Source organism: Streptomyces sp. RKAG290, assembly GCF_023701695.1.
GTDB lineage: Bacteria > Actinomycetota > Actinomycetes > Streptomycetales > Streptomycetaceae > Streptomyces.
Genome location: NZ_JAJOZC010000001.1, coordinates 6133481 through 6153603, shown reverse-complemented (window position 1 = coordinate 6153603; position 20123 = coordinate 6133481). Strand labels below are relative to the sequence as shown.

Genomic DNA, 20123 nt, shown 5'->3' with positions numbered 1-20123 from the left:
GGCGACGGCGGTCCGTCACCGATCGGTCAGATTCGGCCGCGCCGCCGCGACCGTCCCGGCGCCGCCAAAAGCCCTGCCACCACGTCCGGTTGCCCGGACCGGGCGGTCCGCCCGCTCCCGGCCGTGGCCGGCCGGCACATGCCAGACTTGCGCCATGCCGAACCGTGAAGCGCTCAAGCCCTTCCTTCTCGTCTTCCCGGGACCCCTGCGCGATCAGCTGGTCGCCGCGGTGCTCGACGGGCGCAAGGTGTCCACGACCGGACTGCTCGTGGAGTACGAGGCGGAGAAGGAGGAGCCGCCCCCGGTGGGTGAGCGCTCCGCCCTGATCGACTCCGACGGCCGGGAGATCGCGGTGCTGGAGGTGACGGAGGTACGGATTCTGCGGCTCGGGGACGTCGATCTCCCGCATGTGCTCGACGAGGGCGAGGGCGACACCTCGGTCGCGCAGTGGCGGGCGGGTCACGAGCGTTTCTGGCACAGCGACGAGATGCGGGAGGCGCTCGGCGACCCGGAGTTCACGGTCGACGACGACACGCTGGTCGTCGCCGAACGGTTCCGGGTCGTCGAGCTGCTCGATCCCGCCTGACCGGACAGGGAGCGGACGGGGCGAGGGGGGTGCCCGCCTCCCGCCTCACCTCCCGCCCGTCTCGGCCTTGGCCCGGTTCACGCCCTTCGTGAGGTCCAGCCGGCGTCTGAGAGCGAGCAGGCGGGGATGGCGCGCGTGCAGTTCCCCCGAGTGCCGGTCGAGCTCCTTGCCGAGGCGCTCGGTGCGCTTCTCGATGTCGAGCTCGTCGAGAATGCGGTCGACCTCGGCGAGCAGGGCTCCGTGCAGCTGCCACTTCCTGGGATGCTGCTGGACCGCCGCCAGCAGCATGTCCGCCACCCGGTCGCGGGTCGTGCGGCTGACCGTCAGGGCATCGGCCAGCCTCGACTCGGCATCCTCCGCGCCGGCGGCGACCGGGGTGGTGATCAGCGTCGAGAAGCTCTCGACGGCCTCCGCCATCTGCCCGAAGAGCTCCGTGAGCCCGGCGGCCACCTCTGCGGGGAAGAGGGGTTCGTCGACCCGGTCCTTCGCCAGGTCGGTCAGCGTCCTGGCCAACACCCTCAGCACCACGGCGCAGATCTCCAGGGTGTCCAGACCGGTGCGCAGCACGACGCGGTAGAGCAGCCCCTGCCGGACCCGCGGGTTGAGCCTGATGCTCTCCTCGGCCTGTCGCAGCGAGGCGTCCACGGCCACGATGTCGTGGTCGATGCGGCGGGCCCGGTGCAGCCGCTCGGCCGCCTGCTCCACGGTGACCCGGCCGCCCAGGTCGCCGCCCAGGTCGCGGAACATCTGCCCCATCTCACGGGCCAGTCCGTCGATCGACGCCCCCGCGGTCTCCACCCACACGGGCGGGGCGAACAGCAGGTTGAACAGGAGCCCCACACCCGCGCCGATCAGCGTTTCGAACACGCGCTCCCACGCGGTGTCGGCGACCTGGGCGACGCCGAGCACCAGCATGGCGCTGATCGCCACCTCCGGGACGAACTCGTTGACCCGGACCAGCCGGCCGATGATCAGCGAGGTGAAGATCGTCAGCCCGAGGCTCCACCACGACAGCCCGACCAGGGAACTGAACCCGCTCGCGATGAGCACCCCGACGACCACGGCGTTCACTCGCCGGATCCCCGTGGTGAGGGTGGCGTACAGCGTGACCTGGACGACGAGAAGCGCGGTGAGCGGAGCGGTCAGTGGTGCGGGCTGGGACAGTGTGGAGGTCGCCACGACATAGGCGATCACCGCGGCGCCCGTGGAACGCAGGGTCTGGACCCGGACGGATTCGGTGGTGCGCCGGACGAGGTTGATCACGGGCTCGGCTACTCCTGGCATCTCCTTCCCATGCCCGCATCCGGCGCCTCGGCACGGTTCCGCGCGCCGAACCCCACCGGACGGACGCGCGGATGCCCCGCCACGCCGACGGGCCGGGGGGCCCGGCAGGCCGGCCGGGACGTGCTCAGGGCCTGCCGTTACCTGAGCACGTCCCGGCCGGCCGCCTGCGGAACGGGCCTCACCCGACCGCCTCGGCCGCGGCCCGGCCGGCGGCCCGCCCGGAGAAGATGCAGCCGCCGAGGAAGGTGCCCTCCAGCGAGCGGTAGCCGTGCACGCCGCCGCCGCCGAACCCCGCCGCCTCGCCTGCCGCGTACACCCCGGCCAGCGGGGAGCCGTCGGCGGTGAGCACCCGGGAGGACAGGTCCGTCTCCAGGCCGCCGAGCGACTTACGGGTCAGGATGTTCAGCCGCACGGCGATCAGCGGCCCGGCCTTCGGGTCCAGGATGCGGTGCGGCGCGGCCGTACGGATCAGCTTGTCGCCGAGGTAGGCACGGGCGCCCCGGATCGCCGTGATCTGGAGGTCCTTGGTGAAGGGGTTGGCCACCTCCCGGTCGCGGGCGGTGATCTCGCGGCGCAGTTCGTCCTCGTCGATGAGCGAGTCGCCGGTCACCGCGTTCATTCCGCGGACCAGGGCGCTCAGGTCGTTCTCGACGACGAAGTCCGCCCCGTTGTCCATGAACGCCTTCACCGGAGCCGGCACGTCCGCCCGCGCCCGGCCGAACACACCGCGCACGGACTTACCGGTCAGGTCGGGGTTCTGCTCGGAGCCGGAGAGCGCGAACTCCTTGCCGATGATCTTCTGGTCCAGCACGAACCAGGTGTAGTCGTGGCCGGTCCGCATGATGTGTTCGAGGGTGCCGAGCGTGTCGAAGCCCGGGAAGAGCGGGACGGGCAGCCGCTTGCCGCGGGCGTCCAGCCAGAGCGAGGACGGGCCGGGCAGGATGCGTATGCCGTGCTTGGCCCAGATCGGGTTCCAGTTCTCGATGCCCTCGGTGTAGTGCCACATCCGGTCGCGGTTGATGTGGTGGGCGCCCGCGTCCTCGGTGATGCCGAGCATCAGCCCGTCCACGTGGGCGGGGACACCGGACAGCATCTTGGCGGGCGGGGTGCCGAGCCGCTCCGGCCACTGCTTGCGCACGAGGTCGTGGTTGCCGCCGATACCGCCGGAGGTGACGATCACCGCCTGGGCCCTGAGCTCGAAGCTGCCTGCGGTCTCCCGGCTGCTCGCGGTCCCGCGTGCCGCGCCGCTCGGCTCCAGGATCTCGCCGCTCACCGTGTCGAGCGTGCCCCCGGTGCGGCCGAGACCGGTGACCCGGTGCCGGAAGCGGAAGCTGACGAGCCCCTTGGCGACGCCCGCGCGCACCCGGCGCTCGAAGGGGGCGACGACGCCGGGGCCGGTGCCCCAGGTGATGTGGAAGCGGGGCACGGAGTTGCCGTGGCCGTTCGCGTCGTACCCGCCGCGCTCGGCCCAGCCGACGACGGGGAAGAACCGCATGCCCTGCGCGTGCAGCCAGGAGCGCTTCTCGCCGGCGGCGAAGTCGACGTACGCCTCGGCCCACTGCCGTGGCCAGTGGTCCTCCTTGCGGTCGAAGCCCGCTGTTCCGAGCCAGTCCTGGAGGGCGAGGTCGTGGTTGTCCTTGATCCGCATCCGGCGCTGTTCGGGCGAGTCGACCAGGAAGAGACCGCCGAAGGACCAGTGCGCCTGGCCGCCGAGCGACTGTTCGGGTTCCTGGTCGAGCAGGATCACCGAGCGGCCCGCGTCGACGAGCTCGGCGGTGGCGACCAGCCCGGCGAGTCCTGCCCCGATCACGATCACATCAGCGTCGTACGCCATGGGTTCCATCCTTGTCGGGGCGAACCGGCCACGGTCGGCGGAAGGACCGCACCTCACCCGTGAGGTTGCTCGCGAAGTTACTGGTGCGTCAGATCTTCGGCACCGGCTGCCCCGGCGTCAACCGCCCGGTCGGCGGCGCTCCGGCCGCACCCGCGGCGCCCACGCGCTATCGTCGAAACAAATCACCCTCTTCCGGCCTGACTTGGGGTAGAGAAGCGTGTCGGTGCTGGTTCTCGTACTCGCCGTGAGCGCCGCCTGCTGTCTGGGGTTCGGCTTCGTGCTGCAGCAGGCCGCGGCCAGCCACGCCCCGAGGAGCGACTATCTGTCGCCCCGGCTGCTGCTGGATCTGATGCGGGTGCCGAGCTGGCTGGCCGGCATCGGGCTGATGGTCTGCGGCATGGTGCTGGGGGCGCTGGCCCTGGGCAAGGGCGAGGTCTCCGTCGTCGAGCCGCTCCTCGCGACCAATCTCCTCTTCGCGATGGCGCTGTCCCGTCACCGCACCGGCCAGCGGCTGGGCCGGCAGGGCTGGGCCGGGCTCTGGCTGCTGGCGGGCGGCGTCGCGGCGTTCCTGCTGGCGGGCGAGCCCAAGGGCGGCGAGGCGGTGTCGAGCCCGCTGCGGCACTGGCTGGTGATCGGCGTGGTGGCGGGCCTGGCCCTGGCGCTCACCATGTTCGCCGCCCGCTCCCGGTCGGCGGCGGCCCCGGCGCTGCTCGCGGTGGCGGCCGGGCTGCTGTACGGCCTCCAGGACGCCCTCACCCGGGTCACCGGTGAGCGGCTCTCGGAAGGGGCTGGGCCGGGCTGGTGACGAGCTGGCAGCCGTACGCGGTGCTGGTGCTGGGGGTGACGGGGCTGATCCTGGTGCAGAGCGCCTTCGAGACGGGCCCGCTGCGGATGTCGCTGCCGGCCCTGACCGCGGCCCAGCCGCTGGCCGGGATCGCCTGCGGGATCGGGTTCCTCGGCGACCAGGTGCGGACCGACACGGGCGCCCTGGCGTGGCAGGCGGCCGGGCTCGCGGCGATCGTGGTCGGGATCGTGCTGCTGGGGCTGCATCCGGCGATGCCGGAGGGGCCGGTCGGCGGACGCCGTACGCAGAGCCTCCAGCCGAACTGAGCCATCCGGCCACACCCGGTCCGGCGGGCAGTGATCACTGCCCGCGCTCTGCTGTTGGATGAGGTGCATGACACCTTCTGACGAGATCCTGGACATCGTCGACGAGAACGACGAGGTCGTCGGGCAGGCCACGCGCGGCGAGGCCACCGCGCGCGGCCTGCGCCACCGCTGCGTCTTCATCGAGGCCCGGGACGCCGAGGGCCGGATCTTCGTGCACCGCAGGACCGCCACCAAGCTGGTCTTCCCGTCGCACTACGACATGTTCGTCGGCGGGGTCGTCGGCGCCGGCGAGACGTACGACGAGGCGGCGCTGCGGGAGGCGGAGGAGGAGCTGGGGGTGTCCGGGCTCCCCCGGCCCGAGCCCCTCTTCAAGTTCCTCTACGACAGCGACGGGCACAGCTGGTGGTCCTACGTCTACCAGGTACGGTGCGAGCTGCCGGTGCGACCGCAGGTGGAGGAGGTCGCCTGGCACACCTTCCTCGACGACGCGGAGCTTGCCGAGCGGCTCGGCGACTGGCCGTGGGTGCCCGACGGGCTGGAGGGCCACCACCGGCTCCGGGCGTTCCGGGAAGCGTCCTGAACCGGCCCGCGGGGCGCTCCGGAGCGGCAGATAAGGTCCGAACGTGAACGAATTCGTACAGAGCCTGCGGCTGTGGTTCGCGCCGCAGCGGATCCGCGAAGAGGGCGACACACCCGACTACCGCTTCTCGCTCGCCAACGAGCGGACCTTCCTGGCCTGGATCCGGACGGCTCTCGCGCTGATCGGCGGCGGTTTCGCGGTCGACCAGTTCCTGCCGGAGCTCGCCTGGGGGGTGCGGGCCGGGCTCGCGCTGGCCCTGCTCGCGGCCGGTGTGCTGTGCGCGCTGCGGGCGGTCAACCACTGGGTGCGCTGCGAGCGGGCCATGCGGCGGGGCGAGGACCTGCCGGTGTCCCGGTTCCCGACGCTGCTGGGTCTTGCGGTCGCCGTCGTCGCCGTGGCGATGGTGGTGGTGGTCCTCTTCGGCTGGGAGGGCCGGTGAGTGCCGAAGAGCGGGACCCCGGCCTGCAGCCGGAGCGGACCAGGCTGGCCTGGCGGCGCACCACGCTCTCCTGCACGGTGGTGGCCCTGCTGGCGGGCAGGCAGGCGCTGCACGGCGGGGCAGGCCCGACAGGGGTCGTCGCCCTGTCGTTGAGCGTGCTCGCCTGGCTGGGTTTCCTGCGGGTGGCGAACCGGCGGGTGCAGGGCATGGGCACCGCCCGCCCGCGGACGCTCGGGGCCGGGAGGCCGCGGCGGCCGCGGCGTGCACGGTCGCCCTGGCCGTGTTCGCGGCGGCCATGCTCTTCTGAGGGCGGCCCTTCTTCTGCGGGCACTCCGCTGCGGGCGCCCTGCTGCGGCCCTTCTCCGCGGCCCGGCACCCGGCGCGTCAGCCCTCCCAGTCCACCGTGACGACGATCTTGCCGCGGGTGCGCCCCTGCTCGTTGAGCCGGTAGGCCTCCGCGGCCTCCGCCAGCGGGAAGACCCGGTCGACGTGGACGGAGACGATGCCCTGCTCGGCCAGTTCGGCCAGGTGGGCCAGGTCCTTGGCGTCGGGCCGCACGAAGGCGTACCTGCCGCCGTACGAGAAGACCTCGCCGTCCGCGATGGAGGCCAGCCGTCCGTCCGGCGCGAGGGTCTCCGCGGACACCCGCAGGGCCTCGCCGCCCACCGTGTCGAAGGCCGCGTCGATCCCGTCCGGGGCCAGGGCCCGCAGCCGGTCGGCGAGCCCGTCCCCGTACTCCACCGGCTCCGCGCCGAGCTGCCGCAGGTGTTCGTGGTTGTGCTCGCTCGCGGTCCCGATGACCCGGCAGCCGGCGTGGCGGGCGAGCTGGACGGCGATCGAGCCGACGCCGCCCGCCGCGGCGTGGACGAGGACGGTGTCGCCCTCGCCGATCCGCAGCGACCGGTGGAGCACCTGGTACGCGGTGAGCCCGGCCAGCGGCAGCCCCGCGGCCTCCTCGAAGCTCAGGCTCAGCGGTTTGCGGGCGAGGGTCCGCACCGGGGCGGCGACGTACTCGGCGAACGTGCCGCGGGACAGGAAGTCCTCCCGCACGTAGCCGATGACCTCGTCGCCGACCGCGAACTCGTCGACGGCGACACCCGGCTGCACCACGACACCGGACACGTCCCAGCCCGGAATCACCGGGAAGACCGCTTCGAGCCCGGCATCGAGATGGCCCTCGCGGGCCTTCCAGTCGACCGGGTTGACCGCAGCGGCCCGCACCTTCACCAGGACGGTGTCGGGGCCGACCTTGGGATCGGGCCGCTCGCCGTACTCCATGACCTCGGCCCCGCCGTACCTGCTGTAGCTGATCGCCTTCATCCTTCGACCATCGGGGCAGGTCAGGAGTGGCGCAAGTTCATGCCGTGGCGGCCTCGAAGGGCGGCAGCAGCGTGCGCGGGTCGTGGCCGCAGTGCCAGAGCCCGATCAGGAAGGCCGTCGTGGCCTCCAGGTACGCGGCCCGGTCGAGCCCGCCGACGACCATGGGGACGCACCCCAGATCACGCACCAGGGGCAGGCCGGTGCACCCGGCCGTCTGCCGTCGCGGGCCCGCGCACGCGGCGCCGGATTCACCAGCGCGGGATCGACGGCGTGCGCCACTCCGGCTCGGCCTTGCGCATCGCGGCGGCGTCGTCGCGCTCGCGCATCGTGCCGTCGTCCTCGAGCCAGCGGCGGTGCAGGACGGCCAGGCGTTCCCGGTCGAGTTCGACACCGAGGCCCGGGGCGTCGGAGACGGTGAGCCGGCCGTCCTCGAACACATGGCGGACCGTGATGACGTCCTCGGTCTGCCAGGGGTAGTGGCTGTCGCAGGCGTAGTCGAGGTTGGGGACGGTGGCCGCGACGTGCGTCATGGCGGCGAGGCTGATCCCGAGGTGGGTGTTGGAGTGCATGGACAGTCCGACGCCGAAGGTGCGGCAGATGCCCGCCAGTTCGCGGGTGCGGTGCAGTCCGCCCCAGTAGTGGTGGTCGGAGAGGATGACCTGGACGGCGTCCCGGGCGAAGGCCTCAGGGACCTCGGCGAGCGTGGTGACGCACATGTTCGTGGCGAGCGGGACGTCGGTGCCCGCGGCGACCGCGGCCATCAGTTCCGTGCCGCTCGCCGGGTCCTCCAGGTATTCGAGTACGTCCTTCAGCTGCTCGGCGACGTACAGCGAGGTCTCGACGGACCAGGCGCCGTTGGGGTCGAGCCGCAGCGGCTGGTCCGGGAACGCCTCGGCCAGGGCGCGGACCGCCGCTATCTCCTGGTCGGGCGGGAAGACCCCGCCCTTCAGCTTGAAGGCGGAGAAGCCGTACTCACGGGCGAAGCGCCGCGCCTGGGCGACGACACCGGCCGGGTCGACGGCCGCTCCCCAGTCGTCCCGCTCGCCGCCCTCCGGGTGCTCGGCCCAGCGGTAGAAGAGGTACGCGCTGTACTCGACGGTGTCGCGGACCTTGCCGCCGAGCAGCGCGTGCACGGGCAGGCCCAGGGACTTGCCGAGCGCGTCCAGGCAGGCCACCTCGAAGCCGGAGACCACCGAGAGCCGCAGCTTGTCCGCGGTCTGGACGCCACGCAGCCCGCCGGCGTCGACCCGCGCGTCGGCCGCGCGTGAATCTCCGCACACCTCGTCGGCGAGGGCGAAGAGTCCGTTCAGATCGCTGACCGGGCGTCCGACCAGAGCGGCGGCGAGCGGCTCGGCCAGCTCGAGGTACTTGCCGTCGCCGTAGGTCTCCCCGACACCCGTCTCCCCGCCACGGGTGACGACCTCCACGATGAGCCGCGGCGTGTACGGCTGGTGGACGCCCTGGGTGTTGAGGAGTGGCGGGTCGGCAATGAGGATCGGGGTGAGCCGGACTTCGTCGACCAACAAGGCTGTATCCATACGTGAACTGTATTCAGAGATACGACTGAACGCCAGTATCCGGCCACCATTCGGACCGGACTCCACGCATCCGGTTCCGGAAGTTCACTGGACGACATACCGACTGGTCGGCATCATGAACACCGACCGTTCATTCACCCCGGAGGTGCGCACGATGAGCCCAGTCCATCCGCCAGGTCTCGACCTCGACCGGTTGCGCGCACATCTCGACCGCGAACGGCCAGGTCTGGTGAACGGACCGCTCGAGGCCCGGCTCATCGAGGGCGGCCGTTCGAACCTGACCTACGTCGTCACGGACACGGACGGCACGGGCCGCTGGGTCGTCCGCCGGCCGCCGCTGGGCCATGTGCTGGCCACCGCGCACGACATGAAGCGCGAGCACCGGGTGATCAGCGCGCTGCACCCGACGGCCGTCCCCGTCCCCGAGCCGTTGCTGCTCTGCGAGGACGACTCGGTCATCGGCTCGCCGTTCTACGTCATGGAGTACGTCGAGGGCACCCCGTTCCGCACGGCCGAGCAGCTCGCCCCGCTCGGCGCCGAGCGCACCCGCGAGGCCGTACTCGCCCTGGTGGACACCCTCGTCGAGCTGCACGCCGTGGATCCGGAGGCCGTCGGGCTGGGCGACTTCGGGCGCCCGGAGGGCTTCCTCGACCGGCAGCTGCGCCGCTGGGGCAAGCAGCTGGACGCATCCCGCAACCGCGAACTGCCGGGCATCGACGAGCTGCACGCGGCGCTCGGCCGCGCGCTTCCGGTCTCCCCCGCCCCCACGGTCGTGCACGGCGACTACCGCCTGGACAACGTCCTGATCGGCCCCGACGACCGGATCAACGCCGTACTCGACTGGGAGATGTCGACGCTGGGCGACCCGCTGACCGACCTCGGCCTGCTGGTGATGTACAGCTCGGACCTGGGTCTGCCCAAGTCGCCGGTCTCCACCACCAGCGGCGCGGCCGGCCACCCCTCCCCGCCGAGCTGATCGAGCGCTACGCCACCCGCTCCGGCCGGGACACCTCCGCCATCTCCTGGTACACGGCGTTCGCCTGGTTCAAGCTCGCCGTGATCCTGGAGGGCATCCACTACCGGTACACGCTGGGCCAGACCGTCGGCGGCGGCTTCGACCGCATCGGCGACCTCGTCCCCGTCTTCATCCAGCACGGGCTCAACACCCTCCAGGAAGGCTGATCAACCCCATGGACTTCGCATTCGACGCCCGTACCGAAGAGCTGCGCGCCAAGCTGCTCGCTTTCATGGACGAGCACGTCTACCCGGCCGAGCAGACCGCGGACGAGCAGCGCGAGCACCTCGCGTCGCCGTGGGACACCCCGCAGATCGTGGCGGACCTGAAGGCCGAGGCCCGCAAGCAGGGGTTGTGGAACCTCTTCCTGCCGGACGCCGAGTACGGGGCCGGGCTGACCAATCTCCAGTACGCCCCGCTGGCGGAGATCCTCGGCCGCTCCCCGCACCTGGCTCCGACGGCCCTGAACTGCGCGGCTCCGGACACCGGGAACATGGAGGTGCTCGCACAGTTCGGCACCGACGAGCAGAAGAAGCAGTGGCTGGAGCCGCTGCTCGCCGGTGAGATCCGGTCCGCGTTCGCGATGACGGAGCCGGAGGTCGCCTCGTCGGACGCGACCAACATCGAGACCCGGATCACCCGCGAGGGCGATGACTACGTCATCAACGGCCGCAAGTGGTACATCTCCGGGGCGATGAACCCGGACTGCGCGATCTTCATCGTGATGGGCAAGACGGACCCCGAGGGCGACGACATCCGCCGCCAGCAGTCGCAGATCCTCGTGCCGCGCGACACCCCGGGTCTCGTGGTGAAGCGCGCCATGCAGGTGTACGGCTACGAGGACCACTCCCACGGCGGCCACGCCGAGGTCGTCTTCGACAACGTCCGGGTGCCCGCGACGAACCTGGTCGGCGAGGAGGGCGGCGGCTTCGCCATCGCGCAGGCGCGCCTGGGGCCGGGCCGCATCCACCACTGCATGCGGCTGATCGGCATGGCCGAGCGCGCCATCGAGCTGATGTGCCGCCGGGCGGTGGCCCGGAACGCCTTCGGCAAGCCGCTCGCCCAGCAGGGCGTGGTGCAGAACTGGATCGCGGACGCCCGGGTCACGGTGGAGCAGCTCCGGCTGCTGGTCCTGAAGACCGCCTGGCTGATGGACACGGTGGGCAACCGCGGTGCGCACACCGAGATCCAGTCCATCAAGATCGCCACCCCCGCGCGGTGGTCGGCATCCTGGACCAGGCCGTACAGCTGCACGGGGCGGGCGGGGTCAGCCAGGACTTCCCGCTGGCCGAACTGTGGGCCGCGGCCCGGACGCTGCGGCTGGCGGACGGCCCCGACGAGGTGCACCAGCGGTCCCTGGCACGTCGCGAGATCAAGAAGTACCTCTAGGGCCTCTCGTTTGGATCATGCCGGGCTCGCGTGCCCCGGTGCCTGATCCGGCCTGACCCGGACGAAAGACCCCAGGGCCTCCCTGGCGGGCTCGTTCCCGGGACGGACGGGCCCGCCAGGTGGTCAGTAGCCGCCGTACGGCACGTGGTCGGCGAGCGCCAGCTCACGGACGAAGGCCCTCGCCCGCAGCAGGTACCGCGCGAGGAGGCGGAGGCTCCGGGGCCGGTGCGGGCCGTAGGCCACGGGCCACAGGGCGGGGACACGGGTGGACTGCTGGATGTGCGCCATATATCCAGCTTCGCCCCGACTGCCCGTTCGGTCCAAGAGAGGGATGCGCGAGGCGACGGCGCCGGAGCCGGTGGCGCTGCGGCGACTGGCCGCGCACTGCGGTCCGGAGCGCCGGATCACCTGCGACGTCACCCAGATCCGGCTGCTCGTCGATCTCGTGCGGGCTCGTGCGGGCGGGTATCGGCGTGGCGATCGTGCCGCGCCGGATCGGCGAGGACGCCGGGCTGCCGTGCGTGGCCATCCGGCAGCCCGAGCCCGGCCGGACGGTGCTGCTGGTGGGCCGGGCGCCCCGGCCGCGCAACCCGGCGGCGGAGGCGCTGCTGGGCCGGCCGGCCGGCTGGTCCTGACGCGGCCGGCTACGGCCGCAGGGCGCGAAGCAGCAGGTCGGCGAGGTGGTCGGCGACCTCCTGCGGGGTGAGTGGGCCGTCCGGCCGGTACCAGGTGGACAGGTGGTGGACCGAGCCGAAGTGGTAGTCGACGATCAGGTCCGCCGGCGTGGCCGTGGAGAACACCCCGCTGCGCTGCCCCTCTTCCACCAGGGCCCGGAAGCGCTCGTGGTAGCGGCGTCGCTCCACCCGCACCTGCTTGTTCTTCTCGGGGCTCAGGTGGTGCATCGAGCGGAAGAAGATCGAGGCGTCGTCGAGGTTCTCGATGGTCGTGACGACCACGTCGGCCGCGGCGTCGCGCAGCCGCTGGTCGACGGGCGCCTCGGCGTCCGCGAAGGCGTCGAGGCGCTCCTGCTGGAGCCGCAGCACCCGGGCGTAGACCTCCTGGAGGAGGTCCTCCTTGGAGCCGAAGTAGTGGTAGAGCGCGCCCTTGGTGACACCGGCCGCCTCGACGATCTCCTGGACCGAGGTGCGGTCGTACCCCTGCTCGGCGAAGAGCCGGGTGGCGGCGGCCAGCAGCCGCTGGGGAACGGGGGTGCCGCTCCCGTCCATCGCCTTGGCCATAGCCGCCGCCTTCCTTCCGTGCAGTGCGTGAACCGGTTTCTAGCGGGGTGAACGCAGTTCCCGCCTGAGGATCTTCCCACTTGCCGTCTTCGGAAGTTCGGTCAGGATCTCGACTTCGCGCGGGTACTTGTACGCGGCGAGCCGCTCCTTGCAGTACACACCCAATTCGTCCGGTTCGACCGAGGCGCCGGGCCGCAGGCTGACGTAGGCGCGGACCGTTTCACCGCGGTAGGGGTCGGGGACACCGACGACGGCCGCCTCGCGGACGGCGGGGTGCGTGTAGAGGACGTCCTCGACCTCGCGCGGCCAGACCTTGAAGCCCGAGGCGTTGATCATGTCCTTCTTGCGGTCGACGACGTAGAGCCAGCCCTCATGGTCCATGAAGCCGATGTCGCCGGTGCGCAGTTCCCCGTCCGGGAAGGCGGCGGCGGTGGCCTCGGGCAGCCGCCAGTAGCCGGAGACGACCTGCGGGCCGCGCACCGCGATCTCGCCCTGTTCGCCGAAGGGCACGTCGGCGCCGTTCTCGTCGATGATCCGCACGACCGTGTCCGGGCCTGGCACGCCCACGGAGAGGGTGCCGGAGACCGGGTCCACCGGGGCCTCGCGCTCGGGCGGCACGGACGCACAGGGCGCGGTGCACTCGGTGAGGCCGTAGCCGTTGCGGATGTACGGGCCGAAGCCCTCCCGGAACTTCTCGACGAGCGCGGGCGGCAGCGGCGCGCCTCCGGAGGAGATCACCTGGAAGGACGCGAAGTGCTCGGGCGTCACGCCGGGCGTGGCGGCGAGCGCCATGAAGGCGGTCGAGGGGCCCACGGTGTAGGCGGGGCGGTGCTCGGCGAAGGCGTCGAGGACCACTCCGGGGTGGAAGCGGTAGGCGAGGACGAGGGTGCCCGCGTTGGCGAGGCAGGCGGCCAGCTCACAGACCATGCCGGTGATGTGGAAGAGCGGGGCCAGGGCGAAGTAGGCGGAGCCCTCCGCGATCGGGTGGCCGGTGCGCTGGCGCTCGGCGTTGACCATGATGTTGCCGTGGGAGTTCATGGCGCCCTTGGGGGTGCCGCTGGTCCCGGAGGTGTAGCTGATCAGCGCCACGTCGGCGGCGGTGAGCTCCCGGCCGGCCGGGGCCGCGAGGCCCTGCCCGGCGACGGCGACCAGGTCGTCGGCGTCCTCGGCGGCCGCCAGCCGGGCGAAGTCGAGCACCCGCTCGTCGTTCTTCGACTGGAAGTCGAGCTCGCAGGCCGTGACGGCGATCCGGACGGTCGGGGCGGCGGCCGCGGTGTCCCGCAGGTACGAGTCCCAGGCCCGGTCCGAGCAGATCAGCGCGGTGACCTCGGCGTCCTTCAGTACGTGGCCGACCTCGCCGGACTTGTACATCGGGTTGAGCGGTACGACGGTCGCCCCGGCCTTCCAGGCACCCAGCAGTGCGAGGACGAACTGCGGCGAGTTCTGGAGCATGATCGCGACCCGGTCGCCGCGCTCCAGGCCACGGGCGGCGAGGTGCCCGGCCACGGAGTCGGAGAGCTCGTCGGTCTCGCGGTAGCTGAGGCGCCCGTCGAAGTAGGCGAGCGCCGGATGTGCGGGGGCCCGGGACACGGAGTCCCGGAAGGCGTGCACCAGGGTCTCGGCCGGGTGGACGGGGGCCCGCTGGGCCTCGCTGAGCAGCGGCAGCCAGGGCTTCGCCGCGTAGATGGAATCGGTCATGCGCCGGTCCCCTCCCACTTCTGCTGGAGGTGGTTCATGTTGCCGAGCCAGTGGTCGGTGTCCTTGGCGCGGGCCCGGTAGTACCCGGCGACCTCGGGGTGCGGCAGGACGAGGAAGCGGTCCTCGGCCATGGCCTCGAAGAGCGCGTCGGCGACGGCCTCCGGCTCGATCGCGCTGGGGGCGAGCACGAGCTCCCCGGCCGAGCCCGCGGCGGTGAGCATGTCCGTGCGCACGCCCTGCGGACAGATCGCGTGGACCTTGACGCCGCGATGGCGGTAGGTGAGGGAGAGCCATTCGGCGAAGGCGACCACGCCGTGCTTGGTGACGCTGTAGGGGGCCGCGCCGATCATCGTCAGCAGGCCGGCGGCGGAGGCGGTGGAGACGAACCTGCCGCTGCCGCGCTCCAGCCAGTCCGGGAGCAGCGCCCTGGCCGCGCGGACGTGGGCCATCACGTTGACGTCCCAGGCGGCGGCCCAGACCTCCTCGTCGGCGAAGACATCGCCGGGCGAGGCGAGGCCCGCGTTGGCGCAGTAGACGTCCACGGTGCCGTCCAGGGCGTCCCGGGCGGCGTCCACGATCTGTGAGGCGTCACCGGCGACTGCGGTGCCGCCGATCTCCTCCGCGAGTGCCTTGATCCTGCCCTCGTCGAGGTCGTTGACCACCACCCGCGCGCCCTCGGCGGCGAATCTGCGGGCCAGCGCGGCTCCGATGCCGCCTCCGGCCCCCGTGACCACTACGCCCGCGCCCTGCACCGTACTCATCGGTCCCGCCTCTCTCAGCCGACTGCCCCAGCAGACTAACCAGTCGGTATGTCGTCGCGGAAGGGGTTGGAGCGACTCGTCCGTCACTCCGGGCACAGCCGTCCCGTCCGGCTCGTTCCCAGCGGCCGGTCCGCGCGCTAGCGTGCGTGGCCATGACACACATCGCGATCATGGAGGTAGCCGAATGAGCCTGTCCAGGCGTGGACTGCTGGCCGCCGGCGGTGCGGTGGGGGCGCTCGCCGCGACCGCCGCTTCGGCCGGACCCGCGGCCGCCCGCTCCTCGCACGGCAACGGACACGGAGGCGGCCACGGCCGGCTCCGTACCGGCTTCGACCGGCTGGCGGCGGACGGCTACGCGCTCCTGAAGGGCCAGCGGGTGGGCATCGTCACCAACCCGACCGGGGTCACCTCCGACGTGCGGCACATCGTCGACGTGATGCACCCCGACGGGCGGGTGAACCTGACCGCCGTCTTCGGGCCCGAGCACGGCTTCCGCGGCACCGCGCAGGCGGGCGGCTCGGAGGGACGGTACGACGACCCCGCGACCGGGCTGCCGGTCTACGACACGTACCTCAAGAGCGGGCAGCCGCTGGCCGACGTCTTCACGGCGTCCGGTGTCGACACGATCGTGTTCGACATCCAGGACGCGGGCGCCCGCTTCTACACGTACATCTGGACGCTGTACGACTGCATGGAGGCGGCGGCCCTCGCGGGCAAGAAGTTCGTCGTGCTGGACCGGCCGAACCCGGTGACGGGACGGGCCGCGCTCGGGCCGGTCCTCGATCCGGCCTTCGGCACCTTCGTGGGCCGCCGGGAGATCGCCCAGGCGCACGGGATGACGGTCACCGAACTCGCCCTGCTGTTCAACGGAGAGTTCCTGGCGGAGCGCCCGGCCGAGCTGGAGATTGTGAAGATGTCGGGGTGGTCGCGCTCGGACTTCTTCGACGCGACCGGGCTGCCGTGGGTGCCGCCGAGCCCCAACATGCCGACGCCGGACACCGCGCTGGTCTACTCGGGCACCTGCCTCTTCGAGGGCACGAACCTCTCCGAGGGGCGCGGCACGACGCGGCCGTTCGAGCTGCTCGGCGCGGAGGGTGTCGACCACAGGTGGGCCGCCGCGGCGAACGCCCTGGACCTGCCGGGGGTGGCCTTCCGCGAGGCGTACTTCGCGCCGACGTTCTCCAAGTTCGAGGGCAAAACGGTGGGCGGGGTGCAGCTGCACGTCCAGGACCGGGAGGTCTTCGACCCGGTGCGCACCGGGATCGCGCTGCTCGTGACGGCGAAGCGGACCTGGAGCGGGTTCGCCTGGCGGCCGGACAACTGGATCGACAAGCTCACCGGCAACACCCGGGTCCGCACGATGATCGACGCGGGCGCGGACACGGATGAGGTCGTCGGGGCGTGGGCGGCGGATCTCGCCGCGTTCCGTGCGGTGCGCAAGCGGTATCTGCAGTACCGGTGAGGTGCGGCCGGGCGGGCCCGCAGCACGCGGGCCCGCCCGGCCGTGAGCCCTTTCGGGGCGGCTGGTGCCGCCCGGTCCGGATCAGGCCGGGCTCGCGCGCCCCGGCCTGATCCGGACGGCAGGCCCTAACGGTGTGCCGGGAACTCCACCACCTGCTGGTAGGTGGGGCGGTTCTGCCAGTGGATCGCCTTCTGCGTGATCCCGCCCAGCGCCCGGTGGATGATCGAGTCGGTGCACCACTGCTCACCGGCCTTGCAGTTGGCGTCCGCCGGGTACACCTCGGCCGCCGGCAGCGCCGCCGCCTGCTTCAGCGAGGACAGCAGCGCCGCGCGGCAGCTGCTCAGGTCGCCGTTGCCGCAGTACGTCCTGGCCAGCGGCCCCTTGACCGGCTGCCCCAGCACCTGGCGCAGGTCCTTGTCCGCGAAACCCCACCAGCCGTACTGGAACGCCGAGCCGCTGTGCGCTCCGCTCGGCCCGTGGCTGGCCGCCGGGGACTCGTCGGTGGCGAGGTTGGCGGTCAGCGCGCCGTAGAGGTCGTCGCCGAGCCCCGGCTTGAACTCCGCGTCGATCAGCTTCGGCCACCAGGCGTCCATGATCCGCACCGCGTCGGCGTAGCTGTACGCGTGCGAGCCCGGGCTGCTCTCCTTGCGCTGGGCGCCCGCCGCCCGCCAGGAGTCCAGCTGCTGGACCGCCGCGTTCAGCTCCGGGTCCGTGACCGGCTGGGAGCGGATCACCTTCAGCAGCTCGGGCAGCAGCTGCTCCCCGCGCAGGTCGGTGAGCGCGGCGTCGGCCATCGCCCGGGTGAGGGAGGCGCGGGTCACGCCGCCCTCCTCCACCAGCTTCGACACCCGGTCGTCGAGCAGGTCGGCCCGGTGCACGGCGCTGAGCCCGAAGCCCGCGGAGGCGTACCCCTCGGCCTGCTTGTTGTTCCAGGAGACGTAGTAGTCCTGGCCGCTGGAGTGCGGGTGTTCGGCGAAGGGGGCCTGGTCGGTGGTGTTGGCGGCCGGGTCGTAGCCCTGCCACTCGTACGCCTTCTCGCCCCTGATGGGCAGTGCCGGGTCGACGCCGGCGGGACGCACCGGGTTCAGGCCGCTGTTGTAGTAGGCGGCGGTGCGCGAGTCGGCGTAGAACCAGTTGAAGGCGTAGTCGATGCTGCTCGCCGCCTGCTGGAAGGAGGCGGCGTCCTTCACGTACGACGGGTCGTTGAGCATCTGGAAGCCGATGATCGAGTCGGCCTCGTGCCGGTAGGTGGTGCGCAGCGTGGTGTACGCGACGGGTTTGCCGTCCACCGTGGCGCGGTGGGTGACGATGCCGTAGTCGGTGCGCCACACCTGCATCCGGTAGGAGCCCTTGGCCGTGGAGTCGGCGACGGTCGGCTTCCAGGAGTTGGTGCGCTCCATCTTCTCCATGGCCTTGCACGTGCCGTGGAAGAGGTAGTGCGTGGAGTTCTTGGTGGGCGTGGAGCCGTCCGGCTCGCACAGCTGGGCGGTGTAGGTGTCGGTGATGTCCTGGCCGGCCGAGGTGGCGCTCCAGGCGTAGTCCTGGCCGCGGCCCATCTGGATGTACATGCCGACACCGGCGAAGGAGACCCCGCGGGCGCTGATGCCGGGGCCCTGGATCTCCTGGAGCATCATCAGCTGCGGGGCGAAGTAGCCGGTCTGCGGGCCGAACACGGCGATCGGGTTCCCGCTCGCCGTGCTCTTGCCGGAGACCAGCAGGGCGTTGGACATGCCGCGCTTCTGGGCGCCGGAGCCGGAGCCGGGGAGCGAGCCCTCCGGGATGACTCCGTCGTCGTAGATGCCCTGGGCCTTCTTGAGTGCGGCAGGGGCCTTGACCGGGGCCTTCGCGTTGGTGCCCGCGGAGCCGCTGCGGTCGTAGATCAGTGGTTCGGCGGTGACGGAGCCCGGATCGGGAAGGGCCGTCCCCACCGCCTTGTCGGGCTTGTTCGCGTACGGGAACGAGGTGCCGTCGTGGATGGTCAGCACGGCCTCGGGGTCGTTGCGCTGGCGGAACGACTCCCACACCTCGGTGCCTTCGGCGACGCCGTACTTCTGCTGGGCGGACAGCAGCGAGAGCGCGGCCTGCACCTCGCCGCCACCGCCGCCGCCGAACTGGCCGCCGACCACGGAGGCGATGGAGATCAGGTCGGTCAGCTGGAACGGCTGGATCTCGCCGATGTTGGTGATGGCGTCGATCTTGCCGGTGAGGACGTACTCGCCGGGGAAGTAGCGGCCCTTCTTCGACTTGTCCCGGTAGGAGTTGATGCCGTCCACGTAGGCCTGGGCGTCGGCCATGGCCTGTTCGCCACGGGCGCCCTCATGGGTCCTGATGTACTCGACCTGGGCCTGCAGATCGGCCTCGGTGTACGGGGCCTGCGGCCAGAACTGCTGCTCCAGGCCCTGGTTGGCCAGTGCGCCGCCGGCGAACGAGGTCAGCTCGCCGCGCCCGATGTGGCGGAAGAGGTCCATCAGCCAGAGCCGGTCCTGACCGGCCGCGAATCCGGCGCCGAACTCGGTGCCGTAGCGGGTGGTGCCCTTGATGTGCGGGACGCCGGACACCTTGTCGCGGGTGATGGTGACGTCGGCGCGGGGCGAGGTGACGGACTCCACCTGGTCCTTCGCGACGCCGAAGGAGGCGTCGTTGAAGAAGTCCGTCAGCTTCTGGTCGGTGAGGCCGGTGTGCCCGGCCACCAGCCCGTCGTAGCGGTCGAGCTGGTCGTCGCTGTGCGCGGGGTGGGTACCGAGTGTCTTGTTGCCGAGAATGTCGACGAGGGTGGCGTTGCCGTTCTCGCCGGGCGGCAGGATGTCGTCACACTGTCCTTGGCAGTAGTCGGGTACGGGGTCCGGCTCGGCGGCGCCCGCATGGGGTGCGGTGGCCAGCAGGGAGGCTCCTAGCGCGAGAACGGCCGCGATCGTGGCGGCTCTGGACTTGCCGGTGCGGGCGGAAGTGCCGGTGCGTGGGGGCATGCATGCTCCTCGGAGAGGCCGATGCGCCGGAGGTTACCGGCGGTATGACCCATCGGTAAGGTGAACATCGGTCACCTTTTCCGAATCACCACATGCCGTCACATGACGATCGGTCATCTCACTCTTCGGACATCGGCACCCTTGAATGGAGCCGAACCGGGCAGTTGTACGTCCATTCCCTGACGCCGAAGTACCGGCGACCGAGTACGAGCGACGGAGGTGGCGGCGCAATGGCCGGTTTCCGGAGTCTTGCGAGACAGGTCCGCGATCCGCGGAGCGACCTGGCACTGCGGCGGTACTCGCTGCGCAAATGCCTGGAGCGCTTCGCTCCGTACGGCCACCGGGCGACCTGGGATCACCTGTGTGCCCGGCACGGAATCGGGCCCGAGGACCGGGCCCCCGACCCGGTGCGGCTGATGCGCGCACTGGAGGAGCTGGAGACGGCGCGGGCCGTCTGGCTGGGTTACGAGGCGGGGTTCGCCGAGCGCCGCCGGCGGGAGAAGCACGACGGACTGCGCCGGCCGGGCGCGTTCGACGACTGGCACCGGCGCACCTGGGGCGGGAACGGGGTCGCGCGGTGCGACAACCCGGCCCGCCACCCGGCGGCTCCGCTGGCCGAGGTGCTGGTCCGGCTGATCTCGGCCCTGGAGTCGGAGCCGGGCACCGGTTGCCCGGTGTGCGCGCAGGCCCGGATCGCCTGGCGCCAGGAGCCGGACCGCGAGCCGGGGTCCGGCCCGGTCTGTACCGGATGCGGAATCGTCGTGCCGCAGCCCGTGCTCACCGAGGCGGCGCTGGCGAAGGCCCGGCGGACCCGGCTGGGCGATCTGGCGTCGGTGGCCTGAGGAACGGAGCGGCCCGCCCGGCGTCCGTCGACGCACGGCTGCCGGACGGGCAACACATCAC

At 71.8% G+C, this 20123-nt stretch carries 15 protein-coding genes and 5 pseudogenes; 10 read left to right on the top strand and 10 right to left on the bottom strand.

Annotated elements, in window-relative coordinates; translation table 11 throughout:
• Positions 1-154 precede the first annotated feature (154 nt).
• Positions 155-586, top strand: a complete 432-nt coding sequence (locus tag LNW71_RS27200) for an ASCH domain-containing protein (protein WP_250970615.1) — start codon at positions 155-157, stop codon at positions 584-586.
• Between the two features lie 45 nt (positions 587-631).
• On the opposite strand, the gene LNW71_RS27195 is transcribed toward LNW71_RS27200, so the two are convergent.
• Together LNW71_RS27195 and LNW71_RS27190 are read right to left on the bottom strand one after the other, a co-directional pair.
• A complete protein-coding gene (locus tag LNW71_RS27195; protein ID WP_250970614.1) occupies positions 632-1870 on the bottom strand; it encodes an aromatic acid exporter family protein in 1239 nt (412 codons plus the stop codon).
• Positions 1871-2048: 178 nt separating this feature from the next.
• Positions 2049-3704, bottom strand: a complete 1656-nt coding sequence (locus tag LNW71_RS27190) for an FAD-binding dehydrogenase (RefSeq protein ID WP_250970613.1) — start codon at positions 3702-3704, stop codon at positions 2049-2051.
• A gap of 217 nt (positions 3705-3921) precedes the next feature.
• On the opposite strand from LNW71_RS27190, the pseudogene LNW71_RS27185 reads away from it, so the two are divergent.
• The 4 genes and pseudogenes from LNW71_RS27185 (at position 3922) to LNW71_RS27170 (ending at position 6140) form a co-directional block, all read left to right on the top strand.
• Positions 3922-4814 (top strand): annotated as a pseudogene (locus LNW71_RS27185) (DMT family transporter).
• Positions 4815-4881: 67 nt separating this feature from the next.
• Positions 4882-5394 (top strand): NUDIX domain-containing protein, encoded by a 513-nt coding sequence (locus LNW71_RS27180; protein ID WP_250970612.1) that lies wholly within the window; start codon positions 4882-4884, stop codon positions 5392-5394.
• A gap of 43 nt (positions 5395-5437) precedes the next feature.
• Positions 5438-5833, top strand: a complete 396-nt coding sequence (locus tag LNW71_RS27175; protein ID WP_250970611.1) for a DUF202 domain-containing protein — start codon at positions 5438-5440, stop codon at positions 5831-5833.
• Positions 5830-6140: pseudogene (locus tag LNW71_RS27170) on the top strand (DUF202 domain-containing protein). Before LNW71_RS27175 ends, LNW71_RS27170 begins: the two are co-directional and overlap by 4 nt.
• Before the next feature lie 77 nt (positions 6141-6217).
• Here the strand turns inward: LNW71_RS27170 and LNW71_RS27165 are convergent.
• The 3 genes from LNW71_RS27165 to LNW71_RS27155 form a co-directional block, all read right to left on the bottom strand.
• Positions 6218-7153, bottom strand: coding sequence for an NADP-dependent oxidoreductase (locus LNW71_RS27165; protein WP_250970610.1), 936 nt, complete (start codon positions 7151-7153; stop codon positions 6218-6220).
• Positions 7154-7190: 37 nt separating this feature from the next.
• The gene (locus LNW71_RS27160; protein WP_308294523.1) at positions 7191-7340 is read right to left on the bottom strand and encodes a hypothetical protein; all 150 of its coding nucleotides are present in this window, start codon (positions 7338-7340) and stop codon (positions 7191-7193) included.
• Positions 7341-7401: 61 nt separating this feature from the next.
• Entirely contained in the window at positions 7402-8691 is a 1290-nt protein-coding gene (locus tag LNW71_RS27155; protein WP_250970609.1) for a glucarate dehydratase family protein, read from the bottom strand.
• Between the two features lie 154 nt (positions 8692-8845).
• Between LNW71_RS27155 and LNW71_RS27150 the strand changes: the two are divergent.
• Both LNW71_RS27150 and LNW71_RS27145 read left to right on the top strand, forming a co-directional pair.
• A pseudogene (locus tag LNW71_RS27150) lies at positions 8846-9873 on the top strand (phosphotransferase family protein).
• An 8-nt stretch (positions 9874-9881) separates the two neighbouring features.
• A pseudogene (locus tag LNW71_RS27145) lies at positions 9882-11095 on the top strand (acyl-CoA dehydrogenase family protein).
• Between the two features lie 123 nt (positions 11096-11218).
• Here LNW71_RS27145 and LNW71_RS27140 read toward each other — a convergent pair.
• The gene (locus tag LNW71_RS27140; protein ID WP_250970608.1) at positions 11219-11383 is read right to left on the bottom strand and encodes a hypothetical protein; all 165 of its coding nucleotides are present in this window, start codon (positions 11381-11383) and stop codon (positions 11219-11221) included.
• A gap of 73 nt (positions 11384-11456) precedes the next feature.
• Between LNW71_RS27140 and LNW71_RS36575 the strand changes: the two are divergent.
• A pseudogene (locus LNW71_RS36575) lies at positions 11457-11801 on the top strand (LysR substrate-binding domain-containing protein); the annotation flags it as partial.
• Here the strand turns inward: LNW71_RS36575 and LNW71_RS27130 are convergent.
• Genes LNW71_RS27130 through LNW71_RS27120 form a run of 3 tightly spaced genes read right to left on the bottom strand, consistent with a single transcriptional unit; the run spans position 11740 to position 14792 of the window.
• Positions 11740-12333: a TetR/AcrR family transcriptional regulator gene (locus LNW71_RS27130; protein WP_250970606.1), complete on the bottom strand. Its 594-nt coding sequence runs from the start codon at positions 12331-12333 to the stop codon at positions 11740-11742. The pseudogene LNW71_RS36575 and the gene LNW71_RS27130 overlap by 62 nt on opposite strands.
• Before the next feature lie 39 nt (positions 12334-12372).
• Entirely contained in the window at positions 12373-14031 is a 1659-nt protein-coding gene (locus LNW71_RS27125) for a class I adenylate-forming enzyme family protein (RefSeq protein ID WP_250970605.1), read from the bottom strand.
• Complete coding sequence (locus LNW71_RS27120; protein WP_250970604.1) at positions 14028-14792, bottom strand: SDR family oxidoreductase; 765 nt, start codon at positions 14790-14792, stop codon at positions 14028-14030. Before LNW71_RS27120 ends, LNW71_RS27125 begins: the two co-directional genes overlap by 4 nt.
• A gap of 184 nt (positions 14793-14976) precedes the next feature.
• Here LNW71_RS27120 and LNW71_RS27115 point away from each other — a divergent pair, with 184 nt between their 5' ends.
• Complete coding sequence (locus LNW71_RS27115) at positions 14977-16254, top strand: DUF1343 domain-containing protein (RefSeq protein WP_250970603.1); 1278 nt, start codon at positions 14977-14979, stop codon at positions 16252-16254.
• Between the two features lie 125 nt (positions 16255-16379).
• On the opposite strand, the gene LNW71_RS27110 is transcribed toward LNW71_RS27115, so the two are convergent.
• Positions 16380-19220, bottom strand: a complete 2841-nt coding sequence (locus tag LNW71_RS27110) for a penicillin acylase family protein (protein WP_250970602.1) — start codon at positions 19218-19220, stop codon at positions 16380-16382.
• A gap of 230 nt (positions 19221-19450) precedes the next feature.
• Here LNW71_RS27110 and LNW71_RS27105 point away from each other — a divergent pair, with 230 nt between their 5' ends.
• A complete protein-coding gene (locus tag LNW71_RS27105; RefSeq protein ID WP_250970601.1) occupies positions 19451-20062 on the top strand; it encodes a hypothetical protein in 612 nt (203 codons plus the stop codon).
• Positions 20063-20123: the final 61 nt, after the last annotated feature.